Consider the following 15,290-nt stretch of genomic DNA (forward strand, 5'->3'; position numbering starts at 1 on the left):
CCTCGTTGTTCTTCGTTAGTCGTCTGCCGGAACTTCCGCCGGTTCGTTGTCGCTCGATTCGTCCTCCCACTCGAACAGGTCGCGCAGCGGGGCACCGATCTCCTCGATTTCGTGTTCCTCGTCGTGGCGTTTGAGCTGGGTGTACGACGGTCGCCCTGCCTGGTTCTCGTTGATCCACTCGCGGGCGAACTCGCCGCTCTGGACGTCCTTGAGCACCGCCTCCATGTTCTCGCGCACCGTTTCGTCGACGATGCGGTCGCCGCGGGTGAGGCCGCCGTACTCGGCCGTGTCGCTCACGGAGTACCACATCCCGCCGATCCCGTCCTCGTACATCAGGTCGACGATGAGTTTGAGTTCGTTCAGGCACTCAAAGTAGGCCATCTCGGGGGCGTACCCGTTGTCCACGAGCGTCTCGAAGCCGTGTTTGACGAGCGAGGTCACGCCGCCACAGAGGACGGCCTGCTCGCCGAAGAGGTCGGATTCGACCTCCTCGCGGAAGGTCGTCTCGACGACGCCCGCGCGGGTGCCGCCGATCGCCTGTGCGTAGGCGAGTGCCTCCTGTTTGGCCTCGCCGGTGGAATCCTGGTCGACGGCGATCAGCGCCGGGGTGCCGCCGCCGTTTTCGTAGTCGCGACGGACGATGTGGCCCGGCCCTTTCGGGGCGGCCATCGTTACGTCGACGTACTCGGGGGGCTGGATCTGGTTGTAGTGGATGTTGAATCCGTGAGCGAACATGACGGTGTTCCCCTCCTCGAGGCCGTCCTCGACGGCTTCGAAGACCGCCGGCTGGATGGTGTCGGGAACGAGGAACATGACGACGTCCGCCTGGGCGGTCGCTTCGTCGGGGGTCGTCACGCGCAGGCCGTCGGATTCGGCCTGGGGCCACGAGGACGAATCCTCGCGGAGGCCGACGACCACGTCGACCCCACTGTCGGTGAGGTTGAGTGCGTGGGCGTGACCCTGGCTGCCGTAGCCGAGGACGGCCACAGTCTTGTCCTCGATGTAGCTGGCGTCGGCGTCGTTGCTGTAGTAGATGTTCTGTGTGAATGCGTCGTCTGCGGTGGTGGCTGTGTCGTTAGTCATCGTCTGCTGGTGTCGTTGTCGTGTACTGGTCGGTGTCGTAGTCGTCTGTCTGTGCTGTCATCCGTGCCCGTCCGTCGGTTCGGTCACCGACTGCTGCCGTGTCGTCGGTTCCGCGGGCCATCGCCGTCGTTCCGGTTCGGGAAATCTCCCGAATACCGAACTGGCTGAAGGCCTCGATCGCGGCGTCGATCTTCTGGCGCGACCCGGTGACCTCGACGGTCGCCGTCTCCGGAGTGGCGTCGACGGTCTTGCCGCCGTACATGTCAACGACGGCGGCGACCCGATCGGGCCGCGTCGCGTTCACCTTCACGAGCGCCAACTCCCGGCGCATCGCGTCGGGCTCGAGCTCGCTGACGGCGACGACGGACAGCAGCTTCCGGAGCTGCTTTTTGAGCTGTTCGATTCCCGGATCCGGCTCCTCGACGACGACCGTAATGCGGGCGGTATCGTCGGTCTCGGTGGGGCCGACGGTGAGGCTCTCGATGTTGAACTGCCGCCTCGAGAACAGGGCCGAGACCTCGGAGAGGACGCCCGGTTCGTGTTTGACCAGCGCCGAGATCACCGTTCGACGCGGCTCCCTGGCGGCTTCTGCCTCCGGATCGACACGGATCCCGAGTTCGTTGCGCTTACCCGCCGGCCTCGGACGCTCCTCGGGCGCGGGGCCGTCGAGGCCGGTCATAGTTGCTCCTCCGACAGGGCGAACTGGCCGTTGTCGCCCCCGCTTGGCACCATCGGGTAGACGTTCGCTCCCGGATCGATGTGGACGTCGATCACCGATGGGCCGTCGTAGGCGATGGCCGCCTGGATCGTGTCGGCGACCTCGTCGTAGTCGTCGATTCGGAACCCTTTCGCGCCGAACGCCTCTGCCAGGGTGTCGAACGCTGGACACCAGTTGTACTCCGAGGCCGAGTGGCGGCCGTCGTAGAAGGCGTCCTGCCACTGGCGAACCATGCCGATGTACTCGTTGTTGAGCACGGCGACGGTGATGTCGAGATTCTCGCGCACGGCGACCGCCAGCTCCTGAATCGTCATCAGGAACGAGCCGTCCCCCTCGAAACAGACGACCTCCTGGTCGTCGTCGGCAGCGAGACGGGCGCCGATGGCGGCCGGCAGTCCGTACCCCATCGTCCCGAGACCGTGACTCGAGACCCAGGTTCTGGGTTCGGTGAACGTCCAGTACTGGCAGGCCCACATCTGGTGCTGGCCGACGCCAGTGGTGACGACGGCCCGATCACTCGTGGCCTCGTCGAGGGCTTCGACGACGAACTGCGGTTTCAGCGGCTCGTCATCGGGCGTCTCGTAGGCCATCGAGTACGTGGATTTCCACTGCTGGCACTGGGCGCGCCACTTGGTGGCCTTCGGCGACTCGATCATCGTGGTCGCCAGCTGTTCGGTCACCGTCGCGGCATCGCCGACGAGCGGGTACTCCGCGTGGATGTTCTTGCTGATCTCGGCCGGATCGATGTCGACGTGGATCAGCTCCGCGTCGGGGGCGAAGGTCTCGATGCCGCCGGTCAACCGGTCGTCGAAGCGGGTGCCGATGCCGATGAGCGTGTCGCAATGGGTGATCGCCATGTTGGCGTACCCGGTGCCGTGCATGCCGGCCATCTCCATCGCGAGGTCGTGATCCTCCGGGAACGCGCCCAGTCCGGGCATCGTCGTCACGACGGGGATCTCGTGCTCGAGCGCGAACGCGCGCACGGCCTCGGTCGCGTCGCCTTTGATGACGCCTCCGCCCAGGAGCATGACCGGCCGCGAGGACTGTTCGATCCGCCTGGCGGCGCGACGAACCGCGTCCGGGTTGGCTCGCTCGGGAACTTCGTAGGTATCCGGCGTTTTCGCTTCTGGCGGTTCGGCGTCGCTCGTGGTTTCCTCGAGGGTGACGTCTTTCGGGAGGTCGACGAGCGTCGGGCCGGGTCGACCGGCTTTCGAAAGGGCGAACGCCTCGCTGACGTCCGTTCCGACCTGGTTCGAATCGGCCGAAAACGTGTTCGCCTTCGTGATCGGTGCCGTCACCCCGGTCGTATCGGTTTCCTGGAACGCGTCGTTGCCGACCATCGCTGTCGGCACCTGTCCGGTCAGGGCGATCATCGGATCGGAGTCCATGTTGGCGTCGGCGATGCCCGTAACCAGGTTCGTCGCCCCCGGGCCGGACGTCGCCAGGCAGACGCCGGGTTCGCCCGAGACGATCCCGTAGGCGTCCGCCGCGTGTGACGCTCCCTGCTCGTGGGCCATCGTCACGTGTCGGATTTCCGAGTCGTAGAGGGCGTCGTAGACGGGCATGATCGCCCCGCCCTGGACGCCGAATGCGTACTCGACGCCAGCGTTCTCGAGGGCGCGGACGACTGCTTCAGCACCCGACGTTACCGGGGTCGAATCGGTCGCTGCCGCTTCGGTGGTCGTCGGTGCCGTTTCGTCGTCATCGGTGTCGTCGTACGTGGTCTCCGTCGTCGGTGGAACCGTGGGCGCTCGTTCGCTCATGGATATCGATACCTCCGTCCCGTTGTGTGTCGGGTCGTTCGCGTTCGTGTGTCCGTTGGTGGCTGTGTCTGTGTCATCGTCGAGGGTGTGTCCCTGGTCGCTGCGGGGTTGCTCGTGCTGGTCGCTTGGAAGGATGCAAATTCGCGTTCGGGAAAGGGGGTTGTAGGGGCTAGGCGGCCCCTACAATAATGAGCGCAGCGACCGCGCCGCTGTCGGCACAGCGAGCCGAATCCGTGGCGCGGGTCGTCATTACTACACTGGTTGTGACCCGGTTGCATATAACCCTTCTCCGGGTGGCAAACGTTGCATACATCATCCATTCGAGACACCAGCCGGTGCTGGCGGCCTGGAGCGACCGTAACGGACATCGTTACGCTCGCACCTCCTCCACGTCCCGCTCGGGGAGTCGTGCGACGCCCTCGGATTCGGCGAATCGCTCGAGGTCGGAGACCGTGACGCGCCGTTTTTCGGCGCCGTAGTCTTTGACGCGACGGGTGATCGCCCGTACCTCCGTTTCGGTTGGGTCGAAGCCGGTCTCGACGAGCCGTTCGCGAACGGAGTGAGTACCGGTGTGTTTGCCCAGGACGAGTCGACGGCGCGCGCCGACCATCTCGGGTGTCATCACGCCGGGTTCGAACGTGTCGGCGTTCTCGATGACGCCGGCGGCGTGAATGCCGCTCTCGTGGGAGAAGGCGTTCGCGCCGACGACGGGTTTGTTCGAAGGTACCGGGACGCCGCTTCGGTCGGCGACGACCTGGGAGAGTTCCGTAATTCGCGTGGTATCGATGCCCGTGTCGGCCTGGTAGACCGATTCGACGGCCATCACGAACTCCTCGTAGGCGGCGTTGCCGGCGCGTTCGCCGATGGAGTTGACCGAAACCTGTGCCTGGTCGGCACCCGCTTCGATCCCTGCCAGCGCGTTCGCCGTGGCCAACCCGAAGTCGTCGTGGGTGTGGACGTCGATGCTGACGTCCGTGTGCGCTCGGACGTTCTCGATCAGGTCGTAGAATCGCCGCGGGGTTGCGACCCCACAGGTATCGGGGATGTTGATCCAGTCGGTGCCCGCCTCGGTGACGGCCTCGATGACCTCGAGCAGGAACGCCTCGTCGGTTCGGGTAGCGTCCATCGGCGAGAACATGCAGGTTGCTCCGGCCTCGGTGACTCGTTCGACCGCCTCGATTGCGCGCTCGACGACGGTCTCACGGCTCGAGTGCATCGAGTCTTCGATCTGGACGTCACTCGTCGAGACGAAGACGTGTACCATTTCGACGCCGGTCTCGAGCGCTGCTTCGACGTCTGTGTCGACGACGCGGGCCAGCCCGCACGTCGTCGTGTCCGTCGAGGCGGCAATTTCGGAAACGGCCTCGAACTCAGCGTCGGAGTTGACGGGGAACCCTGCCTCGATGACGTGGGTGCCCATCTCGTCCAGAATCCGAGCGATTTCGCGCTTGTCGTCGGCTGTAAACGATGTACCGGGGGACTGTTCACCGTCGCGCAGGGTCGTATCGAAAACGCGTGTCGTTGCGATTTCGTCAGTAGAATCTAACGTGCCCTGGAAGAACTCGACCGCCCTGAGTGGTCTCAGAGCCGGTGTCGTGTGGTGTCGACATTGTATCCGCCTTCAAGTTCGATGGTGTATATAAACCTGGCGCTGCGACAGATGCTGGCAGTTTTTACACACTGGTGTACAACCGTGTACATCCCGGAAATCGCAGGACACCAACGACCTAAAATGCCACCCCTGTCCTTATATCTGACTGCATGGTACTATGTCAGTTCCCCACACGGTAGACCATGACACTATTTATCCCAGGGTGTTTTTTGGGAATATAACGAACTGGCCGGTAGCGCGCGCCAACAGGTGACCATTTTTTCGCCGCAGATTTCTGGTTGGCTGACACGTTAGGAATCAGTGCTATCGGGTATCTAAAAATCGGAGTCAGCGACAGTGACACACCACCATCGAACGACGTTCGATCGGTACGGTCACGTTCCACCTGTCACCGGGTTCTGGCGTCCAACACGTCACACGCAATCCCTGGTTTTACGTCGGACACCAACTGTGTGGCCGAATCGCCAGTGACCCGAGGAACGAATTTCGCTGCAGGTGTGATCGGACGTACCCCCTTCCTGTAGCGTCAGCATGACAATCCATCCTCGAGTGGAGCCGCTAGAACCGGCGTATTTCCGGCTGGATTCGACCAATACGTCCTCCGTGCGCCCACAACATTATCTTTCGCTAACACGATCGTAACCCCGTGGTTACCTTTGGGTAAGTGCGTTGGGCTGAGATCGCACGTTCGTAACGGAGTCCGATTACGTTACCGCACGCGTTCAGTCGGCGGTCTTCGCTTCGAGTGCCTCGACCCGCTCACAGAGAGCGGTATAGGCGTCGACCTCGTCGAGACGAACCCCGGTGTATGCGTCCTCGAGCAAGGCCTGTTTCGCGAGCAGTGAGCCCCGTTCGCGCGCGAGCGCGGACTCTCCTTGTCTACGAACCTGCTCGTTAATCGCGTCGAGTACCGTCTCCCGGACGACCGGCTTTCTGTAGAGGGCGTCGCAGTCGTACTCGAGGATCTCGAACGTTGGTCGGTCACTGACCAGCACGATCGTTCGACACGTCGCTGGAACGGACTCGAGAAGCGTACTGATCGACGTCCCCGGCACGTCCTCGTCACAAATGAGCACGTCTGTGTTCCCGTCGAGTACGGCCTCGAGTTCATCACTGGTGTGTGCGCGTCGGACGGTGAAGTGATCCGCGAGCCACTGCTGATACATTTCGGTAAGACGCCGATCGCTATCGGTTACGACGACCGTTGGCGACGTTGCCGCGAGGTGGCGTTCACCCCACGCACCCAGTGCATCGAACACCGGTTCCATCTCGGCACCGGCAGTCGTCAATTCGTACTCGACACGCAGCGGTGACTCGCTCACGACGGTTCGCTTCACGAGTCCGTTCTCACCCAGCGTCTCGAGGGTTTCGGAGAGTACTTTCCCCGAGACGCCTGGCATCGACTCGAGCAGCGCGTTGAAGCCCATCGGCTCGTGGTGATGGAGCGTCACGATGACCACCGGTTGCCACTTTTTGGTCAACAACGACAGCGCTTCGAGCGCCGTCTGTGACGACACTGGGATGTCTGGTTGGTGGTCGACCATACTCTTCGTTCCGAGCGCGTTCTCATAACTATTCGGACGGGTTGGTAGGGAAACCGACCCCTACTCCGCAACCGAACAACAACAGGACAAACGACGAGGAATTCAGCCCTGCCGAGGAAGTACTGCGACGAATCGAGTATATTCGACCCTGGTCGACACCGAAAACGAATAGTGGGGTCACTGTATTGGTCTCTGCATGGAGTCGTCGTCCGGTGCCGACCTGCTGATCGTCGAAGACAGCCACGACGACGCCCAGTTCGTCCAGCGACTGCTGGTCGAACAGCAAACGAACGTCGGTACCCACGACGGGGACACGCACGTCGCGATCGAGACGATCGGCCACGCACATACACTGTCCGACGGCCTCGAGCACGTCACCGCAAACCCGCCGGACGTCATTTTACTCGATCTCAACCTCCCCGACAGCCGGGGGATCGACACGGTTGAGCGGATGATCGCCCACGCACCAACGCTCCCGGTCGTGGTACTGACCGGTCGTAATGACGTCCAGACCGGAGCCAGGGCGATCAGACGCGGTGCACAGGATTACCTGGTCAAAGGTACCATCACGGGCGAGTTGTTGCTTCGAACACTGCGCTACGCGATCGAACGGGCCGAGAGCAAACGCAAACTTCGCGATCGTAATCACCGGCTTGCAATGCTCAATCACCTCGTCCAGACCGGCATCAGAGACGACGTGAGCATGATCGTCGGCCGTGGTGATCAGCTGTACGAACACACGAACGATGGCGGTGACGCCGTCGTCGATTCGTTGCTCGAGGCCGCCCGACACGCCCTCGAACTCACGGAGACGGCGGCGGAGTTGATCGACGTCCTCTCGAGGGAGAGCGCACCCGGTACCGTCCCCGTCGATCTGACCGCGGTACTCGAGGCGGAGGTCGAGCGCGTTCGCGAGGAGACCGATCGGACACTCGACATCGAGCGGCGAGGACGTACCGATTCCGTTCCGGTCACTGGCTCGCCGCTTCTCGGCTCCGTCTGCCGTCAGCTCCTCATGAACGCGGCCGTTCACACCGACCGTGAACGACCCACCATCATCGTCACCGTCGACGCGACCGACACCGAAGCGATGCTCACGATCGCTGACGACGGAGTGGGTATCTCGGACGTCCAGAAGGAGTTGCTCACCGACCCCCGGACGCGTCTGGATCGTGGAGCTGGCATGGGCACTGGCCTCTACCTGGTGACTACCGTGCTCGAGGAAATCGGCGGCGACCTGACCGTCGAGGACAACACGCCACGCGGTACGATCGTTACCGTGACGCTTCCACGCGAACGTCAGGCTCGAGGCGGAACCGACGAGTAACTGATCGAGCGTGGCCCTCGAGAACAGCGAGGACTGGAACGACGCATAGGGACTCCGCAACCACTAAACGCGACTCACCCCAACGAACCCCCAATGAGTGACTGGACCGAAACGTACCGCCCGACGACGCTATCGGAGGTACGGGGAAACAACAAGGCCCGCGATCAACTCGAGGAGTGGGCGAAGACGTGGGACGACCACCGGAAAGCAGTCATCGTCCACGGCAGCCCCGGCATCGGGAAGACCTCGGCAGCCCACGCCCTGGCCAACGACATGGGCTGGCCGGTGATGGAACTCAACGCCAGCGACGACCGCCAGGCCGACGTCATCAAACGGGTCGCCGGAGAAGCCTCGAAAAGTGGCACGCTCACGGGCGGGAGCGGCGGCCGTCGACTCGTCATCCTCGACGAAGCCGACAACTTCCACGGCAACGCCGACTACGGGGGCTCGAGGGAGGTAACCAGAGTGGTGAAATCGGCCGGACAGCCGATCGTCCTCGTCGCCAACGAGTTCTACGACATGAGCCAGTCCCTGCGAAAGTTCTGTGAGACGATCGAGTTCCGCGACGTCTCGGCCCGCTCGATCGTCCCGGTGCTTCGGGACATCTGTCGACGAGAGGGGATCGAGTTCGAGGAAGATGCGCTCCGGACGATCGCGGAGGCGACCAGCGGCGACCTGCGCTCGGCCGTCAACGACCTGCAGGCGGTCGCCGACGGGGCGTCTCGGCTGACCGTCGACGACGTCGTGACCAGCGAGCGCGACACCACCGAGGGGATCTTCGACTTCCTGGACGCCCTCATCAAGGAGAAAGACGCCCACGGTGCGCTTTTGGCCGCCTACGACGTCGACGAGACGCCCGACGACTTGCTCAACTGGGTCGAGGACAACGTGCCGAAAGACTACTCGGGCGGCGAACTCGCCGACGCCTACGAGTTCATGAGCAACGCCGACCGCTGGCTTGGCCGGGTCCGAGCGACGCAGGACTACTCGTTCTGGCGATACGCGACCGATAACATCGCCGCCGGCGTCGCCGCCTCGAGGCGAGAGCCCAAAGGGGGATGGACGCGATACGGGCCACCGAGCTACTGGTCGAAACTAGGCCGAACGCGAGGGAAGCGCGACCGTCGGGATGCCATCGCCCAGCGCATCGCCGACCGAGAAGGTGCGAGCGTCGCGACCGTCCGCCAGGAGATTCTCCCGTTCCTTTCGGCGATGACGCACCTCTGTCGCAACCGCGACCTCACCGTCGCGATGACCGCTGCCTACGACCTCGACGAAAAGGAAGTGTCGTTCATTACGGGAAGCGGGGCCGACACGAACAAAGTCGAGTCGGTCGTCGCGGACGCCGCCGAGCGCCGCGCCCAGGAGACGGTCGAACACTCGGGATCGGCTTTTTTCGATGCGCCCGATTCGGACGAGACCGACTCGAGCGAAAAAGACGAGTCGACGACAACCGAGACTGCGTCACTCGAGGACACGTTCGATGACGCTCCCTCGAGTGGCGCCACTTCGAGTGCTGACGGGGACGAATCTGCTGACTCGAGTGCCGACTCCACGGACGAAGCCACCGACGAGGATGGGTCGGCCGAGGAAACCGATGATGACGGGCAGTCGGGACTCTCGGACTTCTTCTGATCGGATTCACCGCTCGTCTACTGCGTACGATACCAGCCGCGAACCAGCCCGTCGAACGAGTACACGGTGACGGCTCCGACGCAGACTACAACAGTTCGCAGGCGTCACTCGCGTCCTGAAACGCCTCGAGGCTGGCCAGTACCTGCCCGCGGGTGTGCGCAGCCGACGGCAAGACCGTGACGGTCGTATCTGCGGGGACGGTGTCATCAGAGAGATCGGTTCGGAGGGGCGTCATCGGCGGCTGAACGATCACGCCACGGGCGGCGAGTGCGTCGGTCAGTTCGTGTGCCTGCTGAATGGTTCCGCACTCGACCGCGAGGATTTGCGAGTCGCCCAGGACATCGTAGCCCATCCCCGCGAGCCCTTCACGGAGGTGGCCGACGTTTTCCCACAGCCGTTCGCGCTGGTTCCCGTGTTTCGACAGGTGGAGCGCTTCGCTCGCCGCCGCTGCAGCCATCGGCGTCAACCCCGTCGATTCGACGAACGGTGGTGCGCGATTGAGCACCCACTCGATCAGGGCGGTGTCACCGGCGATGTAGCCACCCTGGCTGGCGAGGGCACTCGAGAGCGACCCCATCTGGACGTGGACGCGGTCGGCGACGCCTTCGGCCTGGACGATGCCGCCGCCGCGGGCGTACAACCCCGTGGCGTGGGTTTCGTCGACCATCACCCAGGCGCCAACGGTTTCGGCGACGTCGCAAATGGCACTCAGTGGCGCAACCGCACCGTCGAGCATGAACGTCGAATCGGTGACGACGAGCCATGACTCCTCGACTGCCTCGCCACCGTCACTCGTGACCGTCTCCCGTTCGGCCCCGCTGTAGCGGTCGATGGCCGCCCGGAGGTCGTCGGGGTCACAGTGATCGTAGGGAACGACCTCGGTTCCCGCCAACTGACACCCCTCGAGACTGCTGACGTGGGTGTAGGCGTCGACGAACACCACGTCCGGTTCGAGCGCTCGAATCGTCCCGACGTTCGTCGCATAGCCCGAGGGGAACGTCAGTGCCCGTTCGGTTCCGAGGGTTTCGGCGAGCAGTCGCTCGAGGTCGTGGTGGAGGATCGTATCGCCGGTCGTGAGTCGACTGCCGCCGGCACCGGTGCCGACGGTCGCGGCAGCCTGGCGGGCTGCGTTCTGGACGCGCTGGTCGGCAGTCAACCCGAGGTAGTTCTGTGAGCCGAAGATCAGGTGTTCGTCGGCCTCGAGAACCGGGAGCCCACCGTTCGGTGGCTCGGCGCGATAACTCCGGGCGTCGATCCGATCGGTCGGAGCCAGCGAGTGCGTTCCGTGTACACCGGCCTCGTCGCTGAGTCGCGCCTCGAGATCGAACCCACGGTCTTCCATCTGGTGCAATCCTGTCGGCCGGCAGGTTTGACTCTCACGGTTCGCGATTGCCACCAGAAACATCCCTTGTGTGGTTGAAAAAGGCGGTTTAACGGCCTTGTTCGCCTTCTCACGAGGATCGGCCGGTGGGCTTGTTTCGCCACGATTTCGGAAGCAAAACCCCGTCGCAGATTCCCGACCCAGATTCCGGAAGCAGAACCCCAACCCAGATTCCGGAAACAGAACCCCGTCGCAGTTTCGAATCCGTTTAAGCCGTGGCGTCCGTACCCTCGCCAATGGACTCCTCCCCGGTATCCCAAAAAGCCGGTGAGAACCGAACGGGTGCCACGAGTCGGCGGGTGAGCGCCGGTGACTGACCCTCGTGATCGTGATCACGAGCGGACGCTCCCGGGACGGTGTTCGGTGTGTGGCCGTGACCGCACCGATCTAACCCTCACACTCGAGGGAACCACTGCGAGCTTTTGTTCGACTGGTTGTCGGAACGTCTGGGACACCGTCGGCCCGATTACGGAGCCAGCGTCGGCCCCACCACGCACGATGACCGATCAAGCGTCCGTTTCCGATGGCTCGCCCTTTTCCGATTCCAATACCGATGAGACGCCATCACACGACGTCGACGGCCGCGAGGTAGAAGACGACGGCGAGTCGACGACCGAAGACGAGGCGAATGGGTATCGTCGAACCTTCCTCCGGATCGACGGCATGCGTTCGATCACCTGCGAAGCGTTTCTCGAGTCGGTCGCCCACGACCAACCTGGTGTCGTCGACGCCGAGGCGAGCCACGTGACCGAGTCGATTCGCGTGACGCACGATCCCGCCCAGTGTACCGACGAGGCGCTCGAAGACGCCCTGAGTACGCTCGGCTACACGGCATACCTTCGGGAGGACGCCGAGGGATCCGGAACAGCGGCGGCCACCGGCGAGACGCGGCGCGCTCGAGAGATGTCGGGGATTCGCAAGCGGCGGGCGGACGACATGATGGACGTTCGCTACATCCTCGGCGTCGTGTTCGGCTCGTTCCTCCTGTTGCCGTACGTGACCATGCTGTACCCGGCGTATCTGGCTCCGTTCCTCCCCAACAGCCCGCTGCACTCGTTCGAGGAACTGTTCACCGACAGTGGCGTCCTCTTTTTACGGGTCTACTTCGTGCTGACTGGCATCGTCCTTTACATCACCGGAAAGCCGCTGCTCCGGGGGGCGTACATCAGCCTGAAGATGCGTCGGCCAACCGTCGACCTCCTCGCTGCGGTAACCATCGTGAGCGCGTTCTGTTACAGTACCGTCGCCGCCCTGGTCGGCCATACGCACGTCTACTTCGACCTCGTGATCGTCATCGCCGCGCTGGTAATGGGGGCACTGCTGTACGAATCCCAGGTCAAACGACGCGCCCTCGACACGCTCACCGCGCTCACGATTTCCCAAGTCGACACGGCTCACCGGTACGAGGCGGATGGAACAACGACGGAGGTTCCCGTCCACACGCTCGAGCCCGGCGAGACGGTGCTCGTCAAACAGGGCGAACGCATCCCGGTCGACGGCGTGCTCGAGGAGGGAACCTGCACGGTGGACGAATCGATCATGACCGGCGAGTCCGTACCGATCACGAAATCGGCGGGTGACGACCTCATTGGTGGATCGGTCGTCACCGGGGGCGCGGCCGTGATCTCGGTCGACGAGCAGGGGGCGAGCAGCATCGATCGGCTGACAGAGACGGTGTGGAACCTCCAGAGTGCGACCCACGGCATCCATCGTCGGGTCGACGCCCGTGCCGGTCGCGTCCTCGCCGGCATGGGGGTGCTCACCGTCCTCGTCGCCATCGCCACCCTCCTCCTCGGGGGCGGCGTCGACGACGCGCTGCTGGCAGCCCTCGCGGTCAGTTTCGTCGCCTCGCCGTGGCTGATCGGCGTCGCGACGCCCCTTTCGATTGCCACCGCCATCGAGGCCGCGCTCGAGCGGGGTATCGCCGTCTTCGACGCCACCGTGTTCGGCCGCATCGCCGACGTCGACACCGTCGTCTTCGACAAGACGGGTACCCTGACCCGCGGCGAGATGACCGTCGTCGACGCGGATGCCCCGTCCGCCGTCCTTTCCGCTGCTGCTGCCCTCGAGCGACGAGCCGCCCATCCCGCGGGCGAGGCGATCGTTCGAGCGTTCGGAGACGACGAACGCGAGAGCGAGGGCGAAGGCGAGAAATCGTCGCTCGAACCCGATGGGGGATCCCCGACGTCGCCAACGCAACCGACGGACGTTGGTCAGGAGGTCAGCGAGTTCACGAACCACGCGACCGGCGTCGAAGGCGTCGTGGATGGCGCGCGCGTACTCGTGGGCCACCCCGCCCTCTTCGGCGAACGCGGCTGGGCGACGAGCGAGGAACTCGACGCACGGGCACGGTCGGCCCGCGAGGCAGGCAAACTTCCGATACTCGTCGGGACGGATGGCGTCGCCGAAGGCGTCGTAGTCGTCGGCGACGAGCCACGAACGGACTGGGAGGAGACGATCACGAGTCTGGGCGAGCGAGGTCTCGAGGTACTGGTCGTTACCGGCGACGACGCCGAAGCGACCGCGGCCTTCGACGAGCACCCCCACGTAGCCGAGACGATTGCGGGCGTTTCGCCTGCTGGGAAAGTCGCCGCGATCGAGCAACTGCGACGGGAGTCCAGCGTCGCGATGATCGGGGACGGGACGAACGATGCCCCGGCCCTGGCGGAAGCCGATCTCGGCATTTCGCTCGGGAGCGGGACGGATCTGGCTTCGGACGCCGCCGATCTGGCGATTGCGGAGGACGACCTCGAGGCGATCGAAACGGCGTTCGAAGTGGCGACCGTGGCCGAACGCCGGATGCGCCAGAACACGCGGCTGGCGCTGAGCTACAACGTCATCGTCATCCCGTTCGCACTACTCGGCCTGTTGAACCCGCTGGTGACGATGGCAGCGGTTGTCGTGGCTGCCGGGATGGTTATTATCAACGCGTTCAGGCCGTATCTGTAACCTCATAGCGATTCCTGGAAGTCATGGGGCGTGCAAGCCGTGACGGTAGCGCGTGCGTGTCTCGACAGTTCAACGAATCATTATCAACCGGCACTCGGAACGCTGTCCTGAATTCTGAGGCATTACCAGTGTGTCGCGCTATGTCGCTCGAAAAGTATCGCCCACGCGACGGCGGTTAATCACTGTCTGCGTTTGCTCCTCTGCTTGCTGCAGGAACTTTGAGCCACCTACTGCAGGAACTCTGATCGAACTACTGGACGCACTCTTTGTGATAGGCGTGCTCGAGCCACTCTTCAAGGGAGGGTTGTGTCCAGTAGCGAACGGTCTGGCTGCGAGGATCGTGTTCGATGACACCTGCTTCCTCGAGTTTCGGTAGGTGTATGTGGTGGAGTGCCGTCATCAGCTGATGACGACCCTCTGAGGACTCTGAGAGGATCGAGTCGTGGGTAAGGATGTACTCTGCGATCTCTTCGACAGTCGCCACCCCATTTGGGAGATTGTGGAGGTAGTACAGGGCCTTCCGTCGTCGACGGTCTGCGAGCAGTTCGAAAACGAGATCTAGCGATGGCGTCGTACAGCCCGTTCGAGCCGTCGACTCTTTTTCGGTATTATCCATATATCAACCACCTACCATAACGTACCATTCAATTCCACCGAGGTAACGTTCTATTGGTGAGACATTAGCTGTTACGCCTTGTTGCCGACGATTTCTGTTTAATGTTTCACCATTAATATATGGATAAAATAGTGGTGGCGAACGATGTATCAGTTCGTCACTGTTATCGAGCGTGCTCAGGAGGCGTTAGAGTTTGTATCCGAACGCAGGGAGGGGGCTATCACCTCTTCGATACCGAGGGACAGTTGTGAAACGAACTCGGTGACTCGAATTCGAGCAGTATCGTGTCGCTACTCCGATTGCTTCGGAAACTCCGCGACGAACCGTCCCGGTTCAGGTTGGTCGACGGTGTAGCCATCGGCGTCGAACGTCGGTACTTCGGCCTGGAACTCGTAGAACAACGGCTTTGGCTCGTGATCGTTGATAATCGTCAACGACTCGCCAGCCTCGAGTTCGGCGAACGCGTCGTGAATCGTTGGATGTCGGTCGACCGGTGGAATCGAACGGACGTCGAGTGTCGTCATGCGAATCGTTGTTTGTACGGCCCACCCATCGACGTTGCTCCGAATACGTTCGGTCGAAGGGAGTCCGCCGACGAAATGTGAGGAGGTCGCAGATTCAGACCCGAACGCGTTCGAGAGGCACATCACCACAATACACTC

11 protein-coding genes are annotated in these 15,290 nt (G+C 63.1%); 3 read left to right on the forward strand and 8 right to left on the reverse strand.

Annotated elements, in window-relative coordinates; genetic code table 11:
• Positions 1-15: 15 nt before the first annotated feature.
• The 5 genes from ilvC to NGM68_RS15890 form a co-directional block, all read right to left on the reverse strand.
• Positions 16-1,083 carry a ketol-acid reductoisomerase gene (gene ilvC / locus NGM68_RS15870; RefSeq protein WP_252699203.1) on the reverse strand — a complete coding sequence of 356 codons (1,068 nt, stop codon included), beginning with the start codon at positions 1,081-1,083 and terminating at the stop codon, positions 16-18.
• Positions 1,076-1,762 (reverse strand): acetolactate synthase small subunit, encoded by a 687-nt coding sequence (gene ilvN / locus NGM68_RS15875; protein WP_252699204.1) that lies wholly within the window; start codon positions 1,760-1,762, stop codon positions 1,076-1,078. Before ilvN ends, ilvC begins: the two co-directional genes overlap by 8 nt.
• Positions 1,759-3,564 carry a biosynthetic-type acetolactate synthase large subunit gene (ilvB, locus tag NGM68_RS15880; RefSeq protein WP_252699205.1) on the reverse strand — a complete coding sequence of 602 codons (1,806 nt, stop codon included), beginning with the start codon at positions 3,562-3,564 and terminating at the stop codon, positions 1,759-1,761. The genes ilvN and ilvB overlap by 4 nt, the downstream gene beginning before the upstream one ends.
• Before the next feature lie 370 nt (positions 3,565-3,934).
• Positions 3,935-5,179 carry a LeuA family protein gene (locus NGM68_RS15885; RefSeq protein ID WP_311136070.1) on the reverse strand — a complete coding sequence of 415 codons (1,245 nt, stop codon included), beginning with the start codon at positions 5,177-5,179 and terminating at the stop codon, positions 3,935-3,937.
• A gap of 719 nt (positions 5,180-5,898) precedes the next feature.
• A complete protein-coding gene (locus tag NGM68_RS15890) occupies positions 5,899-6,720 on the reverse strand; it encodes a winged helix-turn-helix transcriptional regulator (RefSeq protein WP_252699206.1) in 822 nt (273 codons plus the stop codon).
• A 196-nt stretch (positions 6,721-6,916) separates the two neighbouring features.
• On the opposite strand from NGM68_RS15890, the gene NGM68_RS15895 reads away from it, so the two are divergent.
• Entirely contained in the window at positions 6,917-8,047 is a 1,131-nt protein-coding gene (locus tag NGM68_RS15895) for an ATP-binding response regulator (RefSeq protein WP_252699207.1), read from the forward strand.
• 93 nt (positions 8,048-8,140) lie between these two features.
• Positions 8,141-9,682, forward strand: coding sequence for a replication factor C large subunit (locus NGM68_RS15900; protein WP_252699208.1), 1,542 nt, complete (start codon positions 8,141-8,143; stop codon positions 9,680-9,682).
• An 85-nt stretch (positions 9,683-9,767) separates the two neighbouring features.
• On the opposite strand, the gene NGM68_RS15905 is transcribed toward NGM68_RS15900, so the two are convergent.
• Complete coding sequence (locus NGM68_RS15905) at positions 9,768-11,024, reverse strand: aminotransferase class I/II-fold pyridoxal phosphate-dependent enzyme (protein ID WP_252699209.1); 1,257 nt, start codon at positions 11,022-11,024, stop codon at positions 9,768-9,770.
• 348 nt (positions 11,025-11,372) lie between these two features.
• On the opposite strand from NGM68_RS15905, the gene NGM68_RS15910 reads away from it, so the two are divergent.
• Positions 11,373-14,012 (forward strand): heavy metal translocating P-type ATPase, encoded by a 2,640-nt coding sequence (locus NGM68_RS15910; RefSeq protein ID WP_252699210.1) that lies wholly within the window; start codon positions 11,373-11,375, stop codon positions 14,010-14,012.
• A gap of 250 nt (positions 14,013-14,262) precedes the next feature.
• Here NGM68_RS15910 and NGM68_RS15915 read toward each other — a convergent pair whose 3' ends face one another.
• Both NGM68_RS15915 and NGM68_RS15920 read right to left on the reverse strand, forming a co-directional pair.
• The gene (locus NGM68_RS15915) at positions 14,263-14,628 is read right to left on the reverse strand and encodes a winged helix-turn-helix domain-containing protein (protein WP_252699211.1); all 366 of its coding nucleotides are present in this window, start codon (positions 14,626-14,628) and stop codon (positions 14,263-14,265) included.
• Positions 14,629-14,918: 290 nt separating this feature from the next.
• Positions 14,919-15,152 (reverse strand): DUF2249 domain-containing protein, encoded by a 234-nt coding sequence (locus NGM68_RS15920; RefSeq protein WP_252699212.1) that lies wholly within the window; start codon positions 15,150-15,152, stop codon positions 14,919-14,921.
• Positions 15,153-15,290 lie beyond the last annotated feature (138 nt).

Source organism: Natronosalvus vescus (genome assembly GCF_023973145.1).
Taxonomy (GTDB): domain Archaea; phylum Halobacteriota; class Halobacteria; order Halobacteriales; family Natrialbaceae; genus Natronosalvus; species Natronosalvus vescus.

Coding starts and splice junctions, on each gene's coding strand:
- ilvC (WP_252699203.1), bottom strand. CDS start 1,083: ATGACTAACGACACAGCCACCACCGCAGACGACGCATTCACACAGAAC.
- ilvN (WP_252699204.1), bottom strand. CDS start 1,762: ATGACCGGCCTCGACGGCCCCGCGCCCGAGGAGCGTCCGAGGCCGGCG.
- ilvB (WP_252699205.1), bottom strand. CDS start 3,564: ATGAGCGAACGAGCGCCCACGGTTCCACCGACGACGGAGACCACGTAC.
- NGM68_RS15890 (WP_252699206.1), bottom strand. CDS start 6,720: ATGGTCGACCACCAACCAGACATCCCAGTGTCGTCACAGACGGCGCTC.
- NGM68_RS15895 (WP_252699207.1), top strand. CDS start 6,917: ATGGAGTCGTCGTCCGGTGCCGACCTGCTGATCGTCGAAGACAGCCAC.
- NGM68_RS15900 (WP_252699208.1), top strand. CDS start 8,141: ATGAGTGACTGGACCGAAACGTACCGCCCGACGACGCTATCGGAGGTA.
- NGM68_RS15905 (WP_252699209.1), bottom strand. CDS start 11,024: ATGGAAGACCGTGGGTTCGATCTCGAGGCGCGACTCAGCGACGAGGCC.
- NGM68_RS15915 (WP_252699211.1), bottom strand. CDS start 14,628: ATGGATAATACCGAAAAAGAGTCGACGGCTCGAACGGGCTGTACGACG.
- NGM68_RS15920 (WP_252699212.1), bottom strand. CDS start 15,152: ATGACGACACTCGACGTCCGTTCGATTCCACCGGTCGACCGACATCCA.